The 16,529-nt window shown below is 69.7% G+C and carries 14 protein-coding genes; 6 read left to right on the forward strand and 8 right to left on the reverse strand.

Annotated elements, in window-relative coordinates; all coding sequences use genetic code 11:
- Nucleotides 1–81: 81 nt before the first annotated feature.
- The 4 genes from murU to M3U25_RS00285 form a co-directional block, all read right to left on the reverse strand.
- Nucleotides 82–813, reverse strand: a complete 732-nt coding sequence (gene murU, locus M3U25_RS00270; protein ID WP_242159391.1) for an N-acetylmuramate alpha-1-phosphate uridylyltransferase MurU — start codon at nt 811–813, stop codon at nt 82–84.
- Nucleotides 810–1,838: a phosphotransferase gene (locus M3U25_RS00275; RefSeq protein WP_355496216.1), complete on the reverse strand. Its 1,029-nt coding sequence runs from the start codon at nt 1,836–1,838 to the stop codon at nt 810–812. Before M3U25_RS00275 ends, murU begins: the two co-directional genes overlap by 4 nt.
- A gap of 73 nt (nt 1,839–1,911) precedes the next feature.
- Complete coding sequence (locus M3U25_RS00280) at nt 1,912–2,181, reverse strand: GlsB/YeaQ/YmgE family stress response membrane protein (RefSeq protein WP_010344083.1); 270 nt, start codon at nt 2,179–2,181, stop codon at nt 1,912–1,914.
- A gap of 250 nt (nt 2,182–2,431) precedes the next feature.
- Nucleotides 2,432–3,922, reverse strand: coding sequence for a M20 family metallopeptidase (locus M3U25_RS00285; protein ID WP_242080818.1), 1,491 nt, complete (start codon nt 3,920–3,922; stop codon nt 2,432–2,434).
- Between the two features lie 204 nt (nt 3,923–4,126).
- Here M3U25_RS00285 and M3U25_RS00290 point away from each other — a divergent pair, with 204 nt between their 5' ends.
- The 3 genes from M3U25_RS00290 (at nt 4,127) to M3U25_RS00300 (ending at nt 6,124) form a co-directional block, all read left to right on the forward strand.
- Nucleotides 4,127–4,459, forward strand: a complete 333-nt coding sequence (locus M3U25_RS00290) for a ComEA family DNA-binding protein (RefSeq protein ID WP_017909203.1) — start codon at nt 4,127–4,129, stop codon at nt 4,457–4,459.
- Between the two features lie 231 nt (nt 4,460–4,690).
- On the forward strand, nt 4,691–5,299 hold the full coding sequence (locus M3U25_RS00295) for a HutD family protein (RefSeq protein ID WP_355496211.1): 609 nt from the start codon (nt 4,691–4,693) through the stop codon (nt 5,297–5,299).
- 96 nt (nt 5,300–5,395) lie between these two features.
- Nucleotides 5,396–6,124 carry a response regulator transcription factor gene (locus M3U25_RS00300; RefSeq protein ID WP_311195496.1) on the forward strand — a complete coding sequence of 243 codons (729 nt, stop codon included), beginning with the start codon at nt 5,396–5,398 and terminating at the stop codon, nt 6,122–6,124.
- A gap of 192 nt (nt 6,125–6,316) precedes the next feature.
- Here M3U25_RS00300 and M3U25_RS00305 read toward each other — a convergent pair whose 3' ends face one another.
- The 4 genes from M3U25_RS00305 to M3U25_RS00320 all read right to left on the reverse strand — a co-directional run bounded on the left by M3U25_RS00305 (nt 6,317) and on the right by M3U25_RS00320 (nt 12,583).
- Nucleotides 6,317–7,237 (reverse strand): FAD:protein FMN transferase, encoded by a 921-nt coding sequence (locus tag M3U25_RS00305; protein ID WP_355496373.1) that lies wholly within the window; start codon nt 7,235–7,237, stop codon nt 6,317–6,319.
- Between the two features lie 169 nt (nt 7,238–7,406).
- Nucleotides 7,407–8,099 (reverse strand): Fe2+-dependent dioxygenase, encoded by a 693-nt coding sequence (locus tag M3U25_RS00310; protein ID WP_355496207.1) that lies wholly within the window; start codon nt 8,097–8,099, stop codon nt 7,407–7,409.
- A gap of 63 nt (nt 8,100–8,162) precedes the next feature.
- Entirely contained in the window at nt 8,163–10,460 is a 2,298-nt protein-coding gene (locus M3U25_RS00315) for a catecholate siderophore receptor Fiu (protein WP_355496204.1), read from the reverse strand.
- Nucleotides 10,461–11,086: 626 nt separating this feature from the next.
- Complete coding sequence (locus M3U25_RS00320) at nt 11,087–12,583, reverse strand: aminotransferase class III-fold pyridoxal phosphate-dependent enzyme (RefSeq protein ID WP_355496201.1); 1,497 nt, start codon at nt 12,581–12,583, stop codon at nt 11,087–11,089.
- 128 nt (nt 12,584–12,711) lie between these two features.
- Here M3U25_RS00320 and M3U25_RS00325 point away from each other — a divergent pair, with 128 nt between their 5' ends.
- The 3 genes from M3U25_RS00325 to M3U25_RS00335 all read left to right on the forward strand — a co-directional run bounded on the left by M3U25_RS00325 (nt 12,712) and on the right by M3U25_RS00335 (nt 16,497).
- Nucleotides 12,712–13,143: an Lrp/AsnC family transcriptional regulator gene (locus M3U25_RS00325; protein ID WP_010344072.1), complete on the forward strand. Its 432-nt coding sequence runs from the start codon at nt 12,712–12,714 to the stop codon at nt 13,141–13,143.
- A 138-nt stretch (nt 13,144–13,281) separates the two neighbouring features.
- Nucleotides 13,282–14,331 carry a tRNA preQ1(34) S-adenosylmethionine ribosyltransferase-isomerase QueA gene (gene queA / locus M3U25_RS00330; RefSeq protein ID WP_355496197.1) on the forward strand — a complete coding sequence of 350 codons (1,050 nt, stop codon included), beginning with the start codon at nt 13,282–13,284 and terminating at the stop codon, nt 14,329–14,331.
- A 318-nt stretch (nt 14,332–14,649) separates the two neighbouring features.
- Nucleotides 14,650–16,497: a S8/S53 family peptidase gene (locus M3U25_RS00335; protein ID WP_355496194.1), complete on the forward strand. Its 1,848-nt coding sequence runs from the start codon at nt 14,650–14,652 to the stop codon at nt 16,495–16,497.
- The last annotated feature ends 32 nt before the right edge of the window (nt 16,498–16,529 follow it).

The following is a 16,529-nucleotide window of genomic DNA, read 5'->3' on the forward strand; positions in this document are numbered from 1 at the left end:
TGGCGGGGGCAGGATTTGAACCTGCGATCTGGGGTGAGCGACAACACATGCCGCGGTTGAGGCTGCCGAAGCTCGCGGGACTCAGCTTTTCCCCATTCCCGATTCCCCATTCCCGATTCCCAGCACCTCATCCAGTTCTGCCAACCGCTGCGGCGTCCCCACATCGGTCCAGCGGCCGTAGTGCCGCAGACCGTGCAGGCGCCCCTGTTCGGCCTGCGCGCGCAGCAGCGGTACCACCGAGAAGCGGGGCGGCGCGCCGGACGCGGCGGGTGCCGGCGCGGCGATGGTCTGCCAGTCGCGCAGCAGGGCCGGGCGGTACATGCCGATGCCGGCGTAGGTCAGCAGCGGGTCGCCGGCGTTGTGCACGTGCCCGTCGTCCTGCAGGGCGAAATCGCCGTGCGCGGCATAGGCCGGCGGGTCCACCAGCACCAGTTGCGCCAGGCCGGGCGGCTCCGGCGCCAGCCGGGCGAAATCGAAGTCGGTCCAGATGTCGCCGTTGACCAGCAGGAACGGCGCCTCGCCGAGCAGCGGCAGCGCGTGCAGCATGCCGCCGCCGGTTTCCAGCGGCGTGGCGCCTTCGTAGGAATAGGCGATGTGCAGCCCGAACGCGCTGCCGTCACCGAGCGTCTGCGGGAACTGTTCGGCCAGCCAGGAGGTGTTGATCACCACCTCGCGCACGCCGAGCGCGGCAAGCTTGCGCAGGTGCCAGACGATCAGCGGCGTGCCGCCCACCGCCAGCAGCGGCTTGGGCGTGTGCGCGGTCAGCGGACGCATGCGCTCGCCCAGGCCGGCGGCGAAGATCAGCGCCTTCATGCGCCGGCCGCCGCGTGCTGCGCCAGGGCCGGCTTGATCCGCGTCTGCAGCAGTTGCGCCAGCGGCTGCAGGCTGGGGTGCCGCGGCAACGCCTCGTCGAGGTAGGCGATGAAGCGCGGTACGTTGTCCAGGTACCAGGCCTTGCCGTCGCGGTAGTTGAGCCGCGCGAAGATGCCCAGGTTCTTCAGGTGGCGCTGCACGCCCATCCACTCGGCGTCGCGCAGGAATTGCGCCAGCGGCGGCACCGGGATCCCGGCCTGCAGCGCGCGCGCGTGATAACCGGCCAGCCATGCGTCCACCTGCGCCAGCGGCCAGCTGACCGTGGTGTCCTTGAACAGGCTGACCGGGTCGTAGGCCACCGGCCCGACCACGCAGTCCTGGAAATCCAGCACCGCCGGGCCGTCGGCTGCCGGCATCAGGTTGCGCGGCATGAAGTCGCGATGCACCAGCACCTGCGGCTGCGCCAGCGCGTTGTCCATGAGCTGGCGCTGCACCCCGTGCAGGGCTGCGCGCTCGTCGGCCTCCAGGGTGATCCCCAGGTGGCGCTGCAGGAACCAGTCTTCGAACAGCCCGGCATCGCGTTGCAGCAGCGCCTCGCCGAACACGCCCATTCCCGGTGGCGGCGCGATGGCCTGCAGCCGCAGCAACTGGCCGAGCGCCGCGTCGAAGTGCGCGTCCGCCGTGGTCGTGTCCAGGCGTTGTGCCAGGGTCGGTTGCCCCAGGTCTTCCAGCAGCAGGAAACCGGCCTCCGCGTCCTGCGCCAGGATTTCCGGCACCCGCACCGCGCCACTCTCCAGCAGGGCGTGCATGCGCAGCCACGGCCGCACGTCTTCCAGGTCTGGCGGCGAATCCATCACGATGCGGCTGATGCCGCGGCCGTGGCTGCGCCAGTAGCTGCGCTGGCCGGCGTCCACCGAGGCGCGCTCCAGCGTCGCCTGTGCGTCGTCGAGGGCCGTGCGCGCCCAGGCCAGGCGGTGCGCGGCGCGTGCCGCAAGGACATCGGGAACGGTCGGGCTGGCGCTCATCGGCAGGCTGTGGCGGAAACGAGCCGCACAGCGTAAACGGGCGCCGCCGCCGTGGCGAGCGGCGCCGCGTGCCTCAGCGTTTGCTGGAGAACAGCCGCAACAAGGCGAGCAGGGCGATGGCGCCGAGCAGCGCACCGAGGAAGCCCGCCGGCTCGCCGCGGCTGTACCAGCCCATGTAGTGGCCGAACCAACCGGCCAGCAACGCGCCGGCGATGCCCAGCAGCACGGTGAACAGGCAGCCGGAGCGCCCGCTGCTGGGGCCGAGGAAACGCGCCAGCAGGCCGACCACGAAGCCCACCAGGATGATGTAGAGCCAGCTGTCGCTGCCGAACAGAGTGTGCATGGAGAGCGATCCGGACGCGGAAGGGAATCAGCGTCGGATCGTGCCAGATCGACGGTGATGGCGTCGATGCTTGCGTGCGCGGCGCAGGCGGCCCAACCCAACGGGGCTGGCCGCTCACGCTACCAGCGATCACGCCACGGATGAGGCGTCGCGTTTGGACCGACGCCTCTCCTGCAGCAAACCAGGGAAGTCAGGCAGCCAGGAAACCGGCTCCGCCAATCCCCAATCCCGACTCCCCAATCCCGGCCTCTCAACAGCAGCCGTGCCCGCCATGCTGCTCGCCGCCGGCCACCGCGGCGCTGCCGGTGGTCTCGCCGCGCAGGCTGGCGGCGTGGTGGGCCGCAATCACCCGCGACACGCAGGCGGTGACCCGCTTGCCCATCGGGATGTGCAGGAACTCGTTGGGGCCGTGTGCGTTGGAATGCGGGCCGAGCACGCCGGTGATCATGAACTGCGCGCCGGGGAACTTCTCGCCGAGCATGCCCATGAACGGGATCGAGCCGCCTTCGCCCATGTACATCGCCGGCTTGCCGAAGGCCGCCTGCGAAGCCGATTCGATCGCGTCGGTCAGCCACGGCGACTGTGCCGGCGCGTTCCAGCCGGAGGAGGATTTCTCCAGCGCCAGCGACACCTCGGCGCCATACGGCGGGTCGCGCAGCAGCACTTCTTTCAGCAGTTCGCCGGCGCGCTTGCCGTCCAGCGTCGGCGGCAGGCGCAGCGACAGCTTCACCGCGGTCTCCGGGCGCAGCACGTTGCCGGCCGAGGCCAGCGGCGGCAGCCCGTCGGCACCGGTCACCGACAGCGCCGGGCGCCAGGTGCGGTTGAGCACCAGCTCGGACAGGTCCTCGTGCATCGGCCGCATGCCGGGCAGGAACGGGAACTTGCTGTAGACCTCGTCGCCCAGCACCTCGGCGACCTTGCGCGCCTGCGCCAGCCGCTCCTCGGGAATCTCGGCGTACAGGCCGTCGACCTTGATCTTGCCGGTGGCCTCGTCCTCCAGCCGCGACAGCAGGTCGCGCAGCACGCGGAAGCTCGACGGCACCACGCCGGAGGCGTCGCCCGAATGCACGCCTTCGCTGAGCACCTTGACGCTGAAGTTGCCGCCGGCCAGGCCGCGCAGCGAGGTCGTGCACCACAGTTGCTCGTAGTTGCCGCAGCCCGAATCCAGGCACACCACCAGCGAGGGCTTGCCGATCCGCGCCGCCAGGTGGTCGACGTAGGCGGGCAGGTCGTAGCTGCCCGATTCCTCGCAGGCTTCGATCAGCACCACGCAGCGTGCGTGCGGGATGCCCTGGTCCTGCAGCGCCTGGATCGCCGCCAGCGAACCGAACAGCGCGTAGCCGTCGTCCGCGCCGCCGCGGCCGTACAGGCGGTCGCCCTTGAGCACCGGGGTCCACGGACCCAGGTCGGCGTCCCAGCCGGACATTTCCGGCTGCTTGTCCAGGTGCCCGTACAGCAGCACCGTGTCCTCGCCGGTCGCCTCGCTGCTGGCCGGCACTTCCAGGTAGATCAACGGAGTGCGGCCTTCCAGTTGCACCACCTCCACCTGCAGGCCCGGGATCGCCTGCGCCCGCGCCCAGCGCTCCATCAGCGCCACCGCATCGGCCATGTAGCCGTGCGCGACCCAATCGGCGTCGAACATCGGCGATTTATTGGGGATGCGGATGTAATCGACCAGTTGCGGGACGATGTCGTCATCCCACTTTTCGCTCAGGAAACGGTCGATCTTGGCACTGTCCATGAAAAACTCCGAAGTGATTGCACACGTGTGCAGTCATTCTACGCCCCGGTGCCGGTGTAGGGTTTTTCCTACACGTCGACGCGCCGTTTACCTGCTGTTTGTGACGCGCTCCGACGATAGGCTGTACCCATGTGGCGAGCGATGCTGACCACGCCGGCAGGAAAGGCCGGCGAAGTCCCCATCCAAGTCACAAGGAGCGTTGCCATGCAGTCTTTTATCGTGGTCCTGAAGTCGCTGGTCGTTGCCCTGATGCTGTCCGGTTCCGCGCTCGCCGCGGACAAGGTCAACATCAACTCCGCTGGAGCGGAGGAAATCGACCAGGTGTTGGTGAACGTGGGAGCCTCCAAGGCTCAGGCGATCGTCGACTACCGGCAGGCGCACGGACCTTTCAAGAGCGCCGAGGAACTGGCCCTGGTGAAAGGCATCGGACTCAAGACGGTCGAACGGAACCGCGACCGGATCGATGTGGGCGCCACGAAGGCACCCGCGCCGACAGCCGCCAAGCAGGCAGCTGCCAAGCCGGTGGAAAGGCGTTAAAGGGATTTGCAACGAAAGGATAGGGCCGGCGCTGGACGCGCGGCCGCAGCCTCACTGAGCAGGACGCGAAGGGGGGAAGGCAGGAAGCCGACAGGGAGGTACATCGTCGCCCGGCGTTGCACAGTGACGTGCAGCCGGGCGATGTTTTTTTGGGGGCCATGGCGCGTCTTGCGTGGCCCTGCCGGCTGGCCGGGGACAGGCGCCGATGCCGCGATCGTGCAGAATGTGCGGATGGACCGGTACATGCTGCCCGCGCGGGTGATTCCCGCCAACGCGTATCGCCGCGAACGCTGGCGCAATGGCCTGGGCTGGACCGGGGAGATCCTGCGCCTGCCGGCATCCGGCGACGACTGGCTGCTGCGCCTGTCCATCGCCGAGATCGAGCAGGATGCCGCGTTCTCCGCCTTCCCCGGGATCGACCGCGAACTGGTCCTGCTGCGCGGCAACGGCGTGCGCCTGCGCTTCGACGATGGCGAGGAGCAGGTGCTGCAGGACCCGTATGCGCGCCTGCGCTTCGCCGGCGAGCGGCCGCTGCGCGGCGAGTTGCTGGACGGGCCGACCCACGATTTCAATCTCATGTGGCGACGTGACCGGCTGCGCACGCAACTGCTGCACCGGCCGCTGGTCGGGCCGATGTTGTTCTTCGCCGAACCCGGTGTCGCCTGGGCCGTTCATCTTCTGGCAGGGCAAGCGCAGTTCGATGCGGCCAGCGGACTGCCGCCACTGGCGGCCGGCGACAGCGCCTGGTTGGCCGCCGATGCCAGGCGCCGCTTCGCTTTGAGCGGGGGTGGGGAGTTGCTGGCGATGCGTCTCGAGGCCGCGCCGACGCCCACGGACTGAGCCTGCGCGACCCCGCGCGCGGGTCTTGCGGCGTCGGCGCCGACCGCGTCCAATGCGCGGGCGCGGCCATCCGGGCCGCTCAGCGGAAGCCGACAGGTGCTCTCGGACAACAGGTGGCTGGCAAAAATCCTGGTAGCGGACGCGGACGCGGCCTTGCGCGATCGGATCCGCGATTACCTGGCCTGCTTCAACCTGCAGACGCACGACGCCGACAGCGCGCCGCACCTGCAGGCGCAACTGGCGGCCGGGCATTACGACGCGGTGGTCCTCGACGCCGGCCTCGACGGCGCCGAAGGCCTGCGCCTGTGCCGGCAACTGCGCGACCGCGGCGACATCGCCATCGTGATGATGGCCGACCGCGCCGAACCGGTGGACCGGGTGATCGGGCTGGATCTGGGGGCGGACGACTTCCTGGTGCGGCCGCCCGACCTGCGCGAACTGGTGGCGCGGCTCAACGCCGTGCTGCGCCGGGTGCGTGCGACGCAGCCACCGCCGGCCGCGCACGGCGGCTGGCAGGTCGATGCCGCGCGTCACCAGGCGGTGGCGCCGGACGGACGGACGATCCCGCTGTCGCCGGGCGAACTGCGGCTGATGGCGGTGTTCCTCGAACAGCCGGGCGAGGTGCTCAGCCGCGAAGTGCTGCGGACGGCGCTGGGCGACGGCGAGGCCAGCGCAGTGGCGGGCAGCCGCGGCATCGATCTGCAGGTCTCGCGGTTGCGCCAGAAGCTCGGCGACGACCCGCTGGTGCCGCAATGGATCCGCACGGTGCGCGGCAAGGGCTATGTGTTCGAACTGCAGCGCATGGGGCTGCCGGCCGCGCGCTGAGGGCGTGACGGCATGAAGGTATGGTGGTGTGGCACGCCTGGCGTCGCCGCCGCAGAAGCAGAGCCCGCAGTTGTCACCGCAGCCCCCAAAGGCGGAGTAGCGGCGTGTCCTCCGGCACGCACCGGCGCGGTGTGTCGCGCGGTGACGGGTGTTCCTCGTGACCGCGGCGCGTGGAGGAGCAGCGCGCTGCGCTCAGGCCTGCGCCAGCGCGGCGAAGGCGCTGCTGCGCCGTTCCTGCACGCCACCGTCCTGGCGCAGCAGAAAGCGCACCGCGAGGCCTTCGCGCTCGGCACAGGCCAGGCCCACCTCGGCGCCCAGCACGCCGAGCGCGGTGGCCCAGGCATCGGCCCGCATGGCATCGGCGGCGGCCACGGTGACCGTGGCCAGCGTTGCCGCGATCGGCTGGCCGCTGCGTGGGTCCAGCAGGTGCCCGTAGCGCCGGCCATCCTGTTCGAAGTGGTGCCAGCGGTCGCCGGAGGTGGCCACCGCCAGGCCGTCGACCGCGAGCGTGCGCGGCGGTGCATCGCCACGCAGGTAGTCTTCCGGGGCCGCCTCGAGCAGCACCCGCCACGCCTGCCCATCCGGCTTGCGGCCATAGCCGTAGAGATCGCCGCCGACCTCCACCAGTGCGCTTTCCACGCCACGCGCCTGCAGCGCCCGGACCACCAGGTCGACGCCGTAGCCCTTGGCGATCGCCGACAGATCCAGGTGCAGCCCGCCAGGCTGGTGCCAGCGGCCTTGCGCGTCGACGCTCAGCCGGCGCCAGTCGCCCGCGGCGCGGGCCTGTCGCAGCGCCGTGGCGTCGGGCACGCGCCGATTCCCGGCGGTGGCACCGAAGCCCCATAGGCCGAGCACGGTGCCGATCGTGGGATCGAAGGCGCCGCTGCTGCGTTGCGCCACCTCCACCGCGCAATGCAGCACCGTGTCCAGCGCGCCGGGCAAGGTGTGCCAGGTGCCGGCATCGGCGCGGTTGTAGCGGCTGAGGTCCGATCGCGCGTCCCAGGTGCTCATCTGCGCGACGACCAGATCCAGCTGCGCCTGGATCGCGTCGCGCAGCGTGTGCGGATCGCTGCCGTGGGGCGGCAGCAGCCTGGCGTTCCAGCGCGTGCCCATGCTGCTGCCGTGCAGCGTGGCGATGCCGGCGCTGGGGCGTGTCGCCGGCGGCGACGCGGGGCCGCTCACGCGACAACGAAGCGCGGCGATGCAACGCCGGCGTGACGGCATCCGCCGCCGCGCGAGCGTGCGCCGATGGCGTGTGCGGCGTTCCGATTGCCGCGCGCGCTCATGTCTCCGACCAGTCGCGCAGCAGGTTGTGGTAGACGTTGGTCAGGCGCAGCAGCGCCGCCGCGTCCGTGCCGCTGGCGGTCAGCGCCTGGATCGCGGTGTCCAGGTCGAACAGGGTCTGCCGCCGGCCGGCGTCGCGCACCAGGCTCTGTACCCAGAAGAACGAGGCCAGGCGCGCGCCGCGGGTCACCGGCGCCACCCGGTGCAGGCTGCTGGACGGATACAGGATCAGATCGCCCGCAGGCAGCTTGACCTCGTGCTCGCCGTAGGTGTCGTGGATCAGCAGCTCGCCGCCGTCGTACTCCTCCGGCGCGCTGAGGAACAGGGTGCAGGACAGGTCGCTGCGCACGGTCAGCGCCGGCTGCGCGGCGGTGGCGGCCTGGGTCATCACCGCGCCATCGACGTGCAGGCCGTAGCTGCCGCCGCCGGTGTAGCGATTGAAGCGCGGTGGGATGGTGCGCAGCGGCAGCGCCGCGGCGAAGTACAGCGGGCTGCGCGCCAGGGCGCTCAGCACCGCCTGGCCGAGGTCCTGCTTCAGCGGCGAGGCATCGGCGAGTTGCTGGTTGCGCTTGACCTGCGCGCCTTGCGTACCGACGGTCTCGCGGCCGTCCACCCAGTCGGCAGATTGCAGTGCCTGGCGAAACCGCGCGACCTCATCGGCCGTCAGGATGTCGGGAATGTGCAGCAGCATGGGGCGCTCCGGCGGTGGACGCCCAGGATAGGGCGTCCACCGCGCACTGGCAGGTGCGGTCGGTCAGAACCGGACCTCGGCGGTCAGCAGCACCGAGCGCGGCGCGCCGGGCGTGTAGCGGAAGCCGCTCTTGTTGATGGCGGCGACGTAGTCCTTGTCGAACAGGTTGTAGGCATTCAGGCGCAGCGCCACGTGGTCGTTGACCGGATAGCTCAGCACCGCGTCCCACACCGTGTACGACTTCACGAACGCCGGCGTGCCGACCGCGCCGTCGCGGCCGCGCTTCATCTCGCCCGAGTAACGGACACCGCCGCCGACGGTCAGTCCGAACGGCAGGGTGTAGGTGGTCCAGGCGGTGAACGCACTGTCCGGCGTGTAGGCCAGGTCCTGACTGCCGTCCTGCGAGACGGTCGTGCCTTGCCGCACCCGCGCATCCAGCTTGGTGTAGCCGCTGGACAGCGACCAGCGCTCGGTCAGCTTGCCCACCGCCGACAGTTCGATGCCCTGCACGCGTTTCTCGCCGCTCTGGTAGTACAGCCCGTCGCTGCCCTGCACGATCTCGTTGTTCACGTCGGTGCGGAACAGCGCCAGCGTCGCGAACAGCGCGTCGTCGAGGAAGTTCCACTTCGTGCCGACCTCGGCAGTCCTGGCCTTCTGCGGGTCGAAGCGCGGGTTGTTGGCGTTGTTGGCCGAGGCGCTCAGTTCCAGCGTGCTGCCGCCGGGCGGCTGCTGCGAGGTGGCGAAGTTCGCGTACACGCTCACGTCCTCGTTGGCCTTGTAGACCGCGCCGAGTTTCCAGCTGAACAACGTGTCGGCGATGTCGGTGTCCAGGCCGACCACGGTGGCGCAGGGCGCGGCGGTGGAGGTGGCGGACGTGCAGACCAGGCTGTCGAAGTCGGTCTTGTAGCGGTCGGCGCGCACGCCGGCGGTGACCAGGAAGTTGTCGCCGAACTTCAGCGTATCGAAGGCGTAGGCCGAGTAGGTGGTGGTGGTGCCATGGCTGCGCGCGCCGTTGCGCGCCGTGCGCAGCGGCGTGGTGTTCCAGTCCGGCGCATACAGGTTGGCCGGATTGGCCGCCAGCCAGGCGGCGCGGTCGACGAGGTTGTGCCCCCAACTGCGCAACTCCTCGCGCGAGACTTCCACGCCGGTGCTGAGGTTGTGCTGCACCGCGCCGGTGGCGAAGTCCACGCGCAGGTTCAACTGGTCGGCGAGCAGGGTGTACTGCTGGTCCTTGAAGGTCGGCAGGCTGCGCGCCACCGTCCAAGTCGCCGGATCGGCCGGATTCGGCGTGCGCAGGTTGGCGGCGTTGGGCATGAACGCGAACAGCAGATAATCCTGTTCGTTGCGGCCCCAGCGCGCGGTATTGGTCAGCTTGACCGTGTCGGACACGTCGTGCTCGATGCGGAAGGTCCCCATCTTCGCGGTCACGTCGTCGTGGTCGGCGCGCGTGCCGTAGAAGTTGGCGCTGTCCACGCGCGCGGCGCCGCCGAGCCACGGCCGCGTGGGATCGGGCGAGCTGTAGCCGGGCAGGCCGATGGTCGGCACGCCGCCGTCGGGCACGTTGTCCTGCTTCACGTACAGCAGGTCGAGCAGGTAGCGCGTCTCGGTGCCCAGGCCGAACGCCAGCGACGAGGCCAGGCCCCAGCGCTTGTTGGCGACATGGTCGCGGCCGATGGCGTCGCTGTCCTGGCCCATCACGTTCACCCGCAGCGCACTGCTGGCGCCCAGGGCCTGGTTCCAGTCCGCGGTCGCACGGCGCTGGCCATGGTCGCCGCCGGACAGCGTGGCGCTGCTGGCGTTGTCCAGGTGCGCCTGCTTGCTCACCAGGTTGATCGCGCCGGTCGGCGCGCTACGCCCGTTGTCGGTGCCGGCCGGGCCTTTCTCGACCTCGATCTGCTCGATGTTGAAGACGTCGCGCGAGATCGAACCGAGGTCGCGCAGCCCGTCGACGAAGATGCTGCTGGAACTGTCGAAGCCGCGCATGTAGATCGCATCGCCGGTGCTGGTATTGCCGTTCTCGCCGACATAGAACGTGCCCACGCCGGGGCTGTTGCGCAGCGCTTCGGTGAGCGTGGTGGCGCCCTGTTCGTTGAACAGGTCCTTGCCGATGATGTTGAGGGTCTGCGGGGTGTCGATCAGCGGCTGGGTGAACTTCGGCGAATCCGGCACTTCCACCAGGTAGCGCTTGGCGCGCTGGGCCTGCACGTCGACCTGGTCCAGCGTCGTGGGCTGGTCGGCCGCCGCCGCGTGCGCGGAGGAGAGCAGGCTCAGCCCGCCGAGCAGCATGGCGGTGGTGAGGGTCGTCGGTGCCGCGGCCTGGCAGGTCACGGTGTGTTTGCGGCGCTTGATCGGAGAGGTCATGGGCGGTTCGGTTTGCAGGATGGAGGACGGCCCGACGGCGGACAGCGCCGTCCCCCAGTGGGGCGGACGCGGCGCCGGGGTCGGGTGGCTGGCGAAGGGCGCTGCCGCTGGTGCGATGCGGGCAGTGCGTTCATTTTCCATGCAAATGCGAATTGTTTGCAATCTCTTTGTCATTGAAGCTGGCCCGCCACGGTTCGGATGTCACGATTCTTCGGAAAGCGCGGTCCGCCCGCCGAGGTGGCGCTCGGCGCCCGATGACGGAGCGCCGAGGCGATGATGCGGGTGTGCGCGGGCGCAACTCGGGCGCCAACGACGCGGGCGCTGGATGCGTGGAAGTCCGAACGCAAGAGACCAGAGAGGTAGAGCGCCGGTGTCGGGTAGCCGATGTTTTCTGGAAACGGTGCGGCACCGGCCGCGCATTGCCGCTACGGGCGTGCCCTACGTGCGCCTCGACGTGCGGCGAGGGGCGCGTCGTGCTCCGTCAGATCGCGTCCGCCAAGGTGTCGTCAGCGCGGGCGAGCCTGAGGACAGGGCAGTGCATGCCCGCTGTGCAGTGGCGGCAAGCGCCTATGCGAATGGATTGGCCGCGGTGCGGCGCCCGAGGGGGGCGCCGCACACGGCAGACTTCAGGCCGCAGCCGCCTGCGCCAGGCGCGGGCCTTCGCGCAGGGCGCGGCCGATCAGCCCGACCAGCAGGTCCAGTTCCTCGCTGTCCATCGCGAAGTGCGGGGTGAAGCGCAGCGAGTTCTCGCCGCCGTGGATCACGTTGACACCGTGCTGGCGCAGCCACTCCTCGGTGGAACCGGCGCCGTAGCACTTGTACTGGGGGGCCAGCGCGCAGGAGAACAGCAGGCCCGTGCCCTGCACCTGGGTGATGGCGCCGCCGAGTTCGGCCTTGAGCTTCTCCAGCTTCTGCACCGCCTCGGCGCCGCGCTCGCGGATGTTGGCGCGCACCTGCGGGGTCAGCTGTGCCAGGGTCGCGGTGGCCACGTCCAGCGCGCGCGGGTTGCTGGTCATGGTGTTGCCGTAGGTGCCCTTGCGGTACACCTGCGCCGCGTGATCGGTCACCGCCAGCACCGACAGCGGGTACTGCGCGGCGTTGAGCGCCTTCGAATAGGTTTCCAGGTCCGGCGGGTCGAGCTGCTCGAAGCCGGGATAGTCCACCACCGACAGCACGCCGTGCGCGCGCAGGCCGGCCTGGATCGAGTCCACCAGCAGCAGGCTGCCGTGGTGGCGGGTCAGCTCGCGCGCGGCGGCGTAGAACGTCGGCGGCAGGGCACGGCCGGGGTCGCCTTCGCCCATCACCGGCTCCAGGAACACCGCCTCGATGAACCAGCCGTGCTGCTCGGCCTCGGCGAAGGCGCGGCGCAGCGCCTCCACGTCGTAGGGCGCGATGGCGATCAGCGCATCGTCGCCGCGGTAGCTGGCCAGGTGCTGCAGATAGGTCTTGCGGCTGGAGTCGGAGTACATGCCCGGCCGGTCGGTGCGGCCGTGGAAGCTGCCCTTGACCACCAGGCGCTTGATCTTGGCGCCGGCATGGCGCGCGCCCGGATCGGTCTGCAGCTTGGCGTTGATGTCGACGATGCGCGCGGCCAGGCCCACCGCTTCGGAGCCGGAGTTGAGGCACATGAAGCGGCTGTACGGACAGCCGCCGCGGCGGTGGCCGATCTCCGCGCGCAGCGCGCGCTCGAAGCGCAACTGCGACAGGTTGGGGGTCATCACGTTGGCCATCACCTGCGGCCGCGCCATCGCCTCCAGCACCGCCTCCGGCGTGTGGCCGAAGCCGAGCATGCCGTAGCCGCCGGCGTCGTACAGCACCGCGCCCTTCAGCGTGACCACCCACGGGCCGCGTGCGCTCAGCGCCACGTAGGGGGTGACCGCGTCGTCGGCGTAGAAATTGACGAAACCGGCCTGCAGATGGCGGATCTGCTCGGCTTCGTCCAGTTCCAGCAATTCGCCGAATTCGGCAGCGATGCGCGCGTAGTCTTCGCCCGCCGCCTCGATCGCCGCGTGCAGCGCCGGATGCGAGGCCGCCAGACGCTCGATGCTGGCGTCGTCCAGGCCGTGGGTCAGGCGGTCGCCGGCGTGGGCACGGAGCGGGGCGAGGGGGCCGAGTACGGTCATGGGCGATCTCCTGAAGGCGGGCTGTCTGGTGACGATCCTGTCTATTATCGGGACAGGATCGTCGAATGGCAGCGTGAATCCGTGCAGGAATTGACGCAATTTCGTCGATTCGACGAAAATCCCTGGCCATGAAGATCACCGCCTCCGACGACGCCCTGCTGTCGCTGCTGCGCGAGGACGCGCGCGCCTCCACCGCCCAGATCGCCCGCCGCCTCGGCCTGTCGCGCACCACGGTGCAGAGCCGGATCGAGCGCCTGGAGCGCGAGGGCGTGATCTGTGGCTACACCGTGCGCACCCGCGACGACTACGAACAGGGCCATATTCGCGCGCACATCCTGATCACCGTGCTGCCGAAGAAGATGACTTCGGTGGTCAAGGCGCTGCGCGAGATCGATGCGGTGCGCGTGCTGCATTCGGTCAGCGGCTCCTTCGACCTGATCGCGCTGGGCGTGGTGCCGGGCGTCAACGACATGGACGAACTGACCGACCGCATCGGTGCGCTGGATGGGGTGGAGCGCACGACCTCGTCGATCATTCTGTCCACCAAGTTCGAGCGCTGAGGGGCCGGGATTCGGGATTGGGCATTGGGGATTGGCAAGAGCGCGATCCCGCTTCTGTCTAGGCAACTCCCCAATCCCGAATCCCCAATCCCGGCGCCGCTACAATGGCCGGCCAAATTCCCGATCTCCCCCGGCGCCTTGAAAAAGTCCGATTTCCACTACGACCTGCCCGAAGACCTGATCGCGCAAGCGCCGCTGGCCGAGCGCTCGGCCAGTCGCCTGCTGCTGGTGCCACCGGCGCCGGCGCCCTTCGCCGACCGCCACGTGCGCGACCTGCCGGAGTTGCTGCGTGCCGGCGATCTGCTGATCTTCAACGACACGCGGGTGATTCCGGCGCGGCTGTTCGGGCAGAAGCACACCGGCGGGCGGGTCGAGATCCTGATCGAGCGGCTGCTCGGCGGCCAGCGCGCGCGGGCGCAGTTGGGCGTGAGCAAGTCGCCCAAGGCCGGCGCACGCATCGCCCTGGACGCCGGCGGCGAGGCCGAGGTGCTGGGCCGCGACGGCGAGTTCTACCAGTTGCAGTTCCATGTGGATGGCGCGCTGGAGCACTGGCTGCAGCAGGCCGGACGGTTGCCGTTGCCGCCGTACATCCGCCGCGAGCCGAGCCTGGACGACCGCGAGCGCTACCAGACCGTGTTCGCGCGCGAGGCCGGCGCGGTCGCCGCGCCGACCGCCGGGCTGCACTTCGACGCGCCGCTGCTGCAGGCGCTGCAGGCGCGCGGAGTCGAGGTCGGGCATGTGACCCTGCACGTCGGCGCCGGCACCTTCCAGCCGGTGCGGGTGGAGGCGCTGGAACAGCATCAGATGCACCGCGAGTGGCTCAACGTCGGCGCCAGCCTGGTCGAACAGGTGCGGCGCACGCGCGCGGCCGGCGGCCGCGTGATCGCGGTCGGGACCACGGTGGTGCGCGCGCTGGAGAGCGCGTCCAAGGACGGCGAATTGCATCCCTTCGCCGGCGAGACGCAGATCTTCATCCTGCCGGGCTACCGCATCCGCAGCGTCGACGCGATGGTGACCAACTTCCATCTGCCCGAGAGCACGCTGCTGATGATGGTCTCGGCCTTCGCCGGCCGCGAGCGGATCTTCGCCGCCTACCGCCACGCCATCGCCCAGCGCTACCGCTTCTTCAGCTATGGCGATGCGATGCTGCTGTGGAGCAGCGAGACGCCGGCCGACCGCGCTGCGTGATACGCCGTGTTGCCGCGCCCGCACTTGAGCGGGCGCGGTGCGTCGTGTTGTGGGGTCAGGCGCGTCATGCAGCGTGCATGCGCGCACGATTGCGGCGTTGCATCGCGGCCTCGGTGCCCACTTCATGGCGGCTTGCCGGCGCTGCCGCGGCGATGCGACGAATGCGCGGACTGTGATGCACAGCGTGCAGCGTCTGCCTGAGTAGACGATGTCGCCCGTGCGGTAGGGGAGGTGCGCGCGCCCCTCGTCCTTGATGGATGGAACCCCCTGTTCCGGTGTCCCGACGAGCGGGGCATCCCCCAGTCAAAGGATGAGTCCATGAAGAAGACATCGACCGAACTGCTGCTGGCGGCGTTGCTGGCGAGCCTGGCCGTCGCCTCCGCGCACGCGCAGCCGCACGCGACGGGCGGCGGCAAGTTCCCGGCCAAGCGCACGTTGCAGGAAGCGACCCTGCCGCGCACCGACACCCAGGGGCGGCGCCTGTACGCGATTGACCTCAACCCGTTCGTGCTGCAGGAGACCACGCGCCTGTACGCCAAGTCCCGTCCCTCGGACTACCGCACGCTCGACCCGGCGATCCGCGCGCACGAGAACAGCACCGGCATGGTCCACTTCGCCGACCAGATCGCGCAGCTGCCGGGAGTGAAGATCGAGCGGGTGCTGTCCACGGTCTCCAGCACCGTCTATGCCTGGATGCCCGAACGCACCGCGGCACAGGTGCTCAAGGCCGATTGGGTGGTGTCGGTGCGCGGCGTCGAGGCGGCGCACGCCACGTTCTCCGCCGCGGGCGACATCGTCAATGGCGGCGAGATCACCTCCTGGGCGCTGCCGTATACGCAGACCAACGATGGATTCACCACCTCCAATCCTGCCTATCTGCTGGATGCGGTGCTCGACAATCCGCCACATTCCGAGCTCAACGTGGTGTATCGACAGGACTTCCCAACGCTGTCGCCCAACCCGCTGCACAGTACGGCGACGGCCGGCCTGATCGGTGCCAGGCAGAATGGGCAGCTGGTGCGCGGCGTCAATCCTGGTCAGCCGATCAAGGCGTTCGGCCTTGCCGATCTGAACGAAAGCACGGTGGCCACGGCGCTGGATGCGGCAGTGCGCTACGCCGAAGCGTCGGGTGAATTCGCCGTCCTGAACATGTCGTTCAATCAGAGCCCGGGCGGGACGTACAACCCGTTCAACGCCAGCAATCGCTGGGGCCGCCGCATGCGCGCGGCGAGCAATCGCTTCTTCATCACCCAGTCGGCGGGCAATGCCTACACCGTCGGGCTCTCGCCGCAGGAGCAGGACGCGTGCAAGGTGGCGTTCGGCTACATCGATCCGCAGACCCAGCAGGGAGCCGCACGCGACATGGACGGCATCGTCGTGGTCGGCGGCTTGCAGCGCGACGGCGCGCGCTTCGGCGGCGCCCAGAACAGCGATCGCTGGGGTGGCTACGCCAAGGGATCGACGGTCGGACCCTGCATCGAGGCCTGGGCGCCGGCACACGAGATCACCAACCTCATTTACGACGGCGGCACCGAAGCGGTCTCAGGCACCTCATTCGCCGCGCCGATCGTCGCCGCGATCGCCTCGCGCTACGGCAACACCCAGACCCGCCCGATCGAGCGCGAGTCCTACATCAAGGCCGGCCTGAGCAACACCGGCTACAGCGAGGCGGGCCTGCCGCTGCGCAAGGTGCAGTACGTGGCGCCGTCCTCGCTCAACCTGATCAAGCGCCTGCCGATCGTCGGTGCGACCTCGCCGACCAATTCGGACAACCTGGCCTCGCTGTACGACGGCCGCTTCTTCAGCGACACCGACTACTGGAACGCGCGCACCAACTGGGGCAGCATCACCGTGAACCTGGGGCAGACGCGCAAGGTCACCGGCGTGCGCATCACCGTGCGCACCGCGGCCAGCGAGACCACGGGCACGCCGCAGCCGATCGACTTCGCCGTCTCCGCCGGCCGGCATGGCGCGGTGTTCGGCGGCAGCACCAATCCCGGACCGGTGTACTTCGACAACCCGCAGTACTACACCGAGCCCGACCAGTCCGACGTGGCGCCGGTGTACATCGCCTTGAATGGCAGCAGCGCCCAGTACCTGAAGATCGAGGCGAACAACCTGTACTCGTGGTTGGCGTACTCGGAAATCGAGGTCTACGGCGAGTGAGCAGTGCCGGCGCCGCCGCTGAATGCGGCGGC

The organism is Xanthomonas sp. PPL134 (assembly GCF_040595915.1).
Classification (GTDB): domain Bacteria; phylum Pseudomonadota; class Gammaproteobacteria; order Xanthomonadales; family Xanthomonadaceae; genus Xanthomonas_A; species Xanthomonas_A indica.

Coding starts and splice junctions, on each gene's coding strand:
- murU (WP_242159391.1), bottom strand. CDS start 813: ATGAAGGCGCTGATCTTCGCCGCCGGCCTGGGCGAGCGCATGCGTCCG.
- M3U25_RS00275 (WP_355496216.1), bottom strand. CDS start 1,838: ATGAGCGCCAGCCCGACCGTTCCCGATGTCCTTGCGGCACGCGCCGCG.
- M3U25_RS00280 (WP_010344083.1), bottom strand. CDS start 2,181: ATGCACACTCTGTTCGGCAGCGACAGCTGGCTCTACATCATCCTGGTG.
- M3U25_RS00285 (WP_242080818.1), bottom strand. CDS start 3,922: ATGGACAGTGCCAAGATCGACCGTTTCCTGAGCGAAAAGTGGGATGAC.
- M3U25_RS00290 (WP_017909203.1), top strand. CDS start 4,127: ATGCAGTCTTTTATCGTGGTCCTGAAGTCGCTGGTCGTTGCCCTGATG.
- M3U25_RS00295 (WP_355496211.1), top strand. CDS start 4,691: ATGGACCGGTACATGCTGCCCGCGCGGGTGATTCCCGCCAACGCGTAT.
- M3U25_RS00305 (WP_355496373.1), bottom strand. CDS start 7,237: ATGGGCACGCGCTGGAACGCCAGGCTGCTGCCGCCCCACGGCAGCGAT.
- M3U25_RS00310 (WP_355496207.1), bottom strand. CDS start 8,099: ATGCTGCTGCACATTCCCGACATCCTGACGGCCGATGAGGTCGCGCGG.
- M3U25_RS00315 (WP_355496204.1), bottom strand. CDS start 10,460: ATGACCTCTCCGATCAAGCGCCGCAAACACACCGTGACCTGCCAGGCC.
- M3U25_RS00320 (WP_355496201.1), bottom strand. CDS start 12,583: ATGACCGTACTCGGCCCCCTCGCCCCGCTCCGTGCCCACGCCGGCGAC.
- M3U25_RS00325 (WP_010344072.1), top strand. CDS start 12,712: ATGAAGATCACCGCCTCCGACGACGCCCTGCTGTCGCTGCTGCGCGAG.
- M3U25_RS00335 (WP_355496194.1), top strand. CDS start 14,650: ATGAAGAAGACATCGACCGAACTGCTGCTGGCGGCGTTGCTGGCGAGC.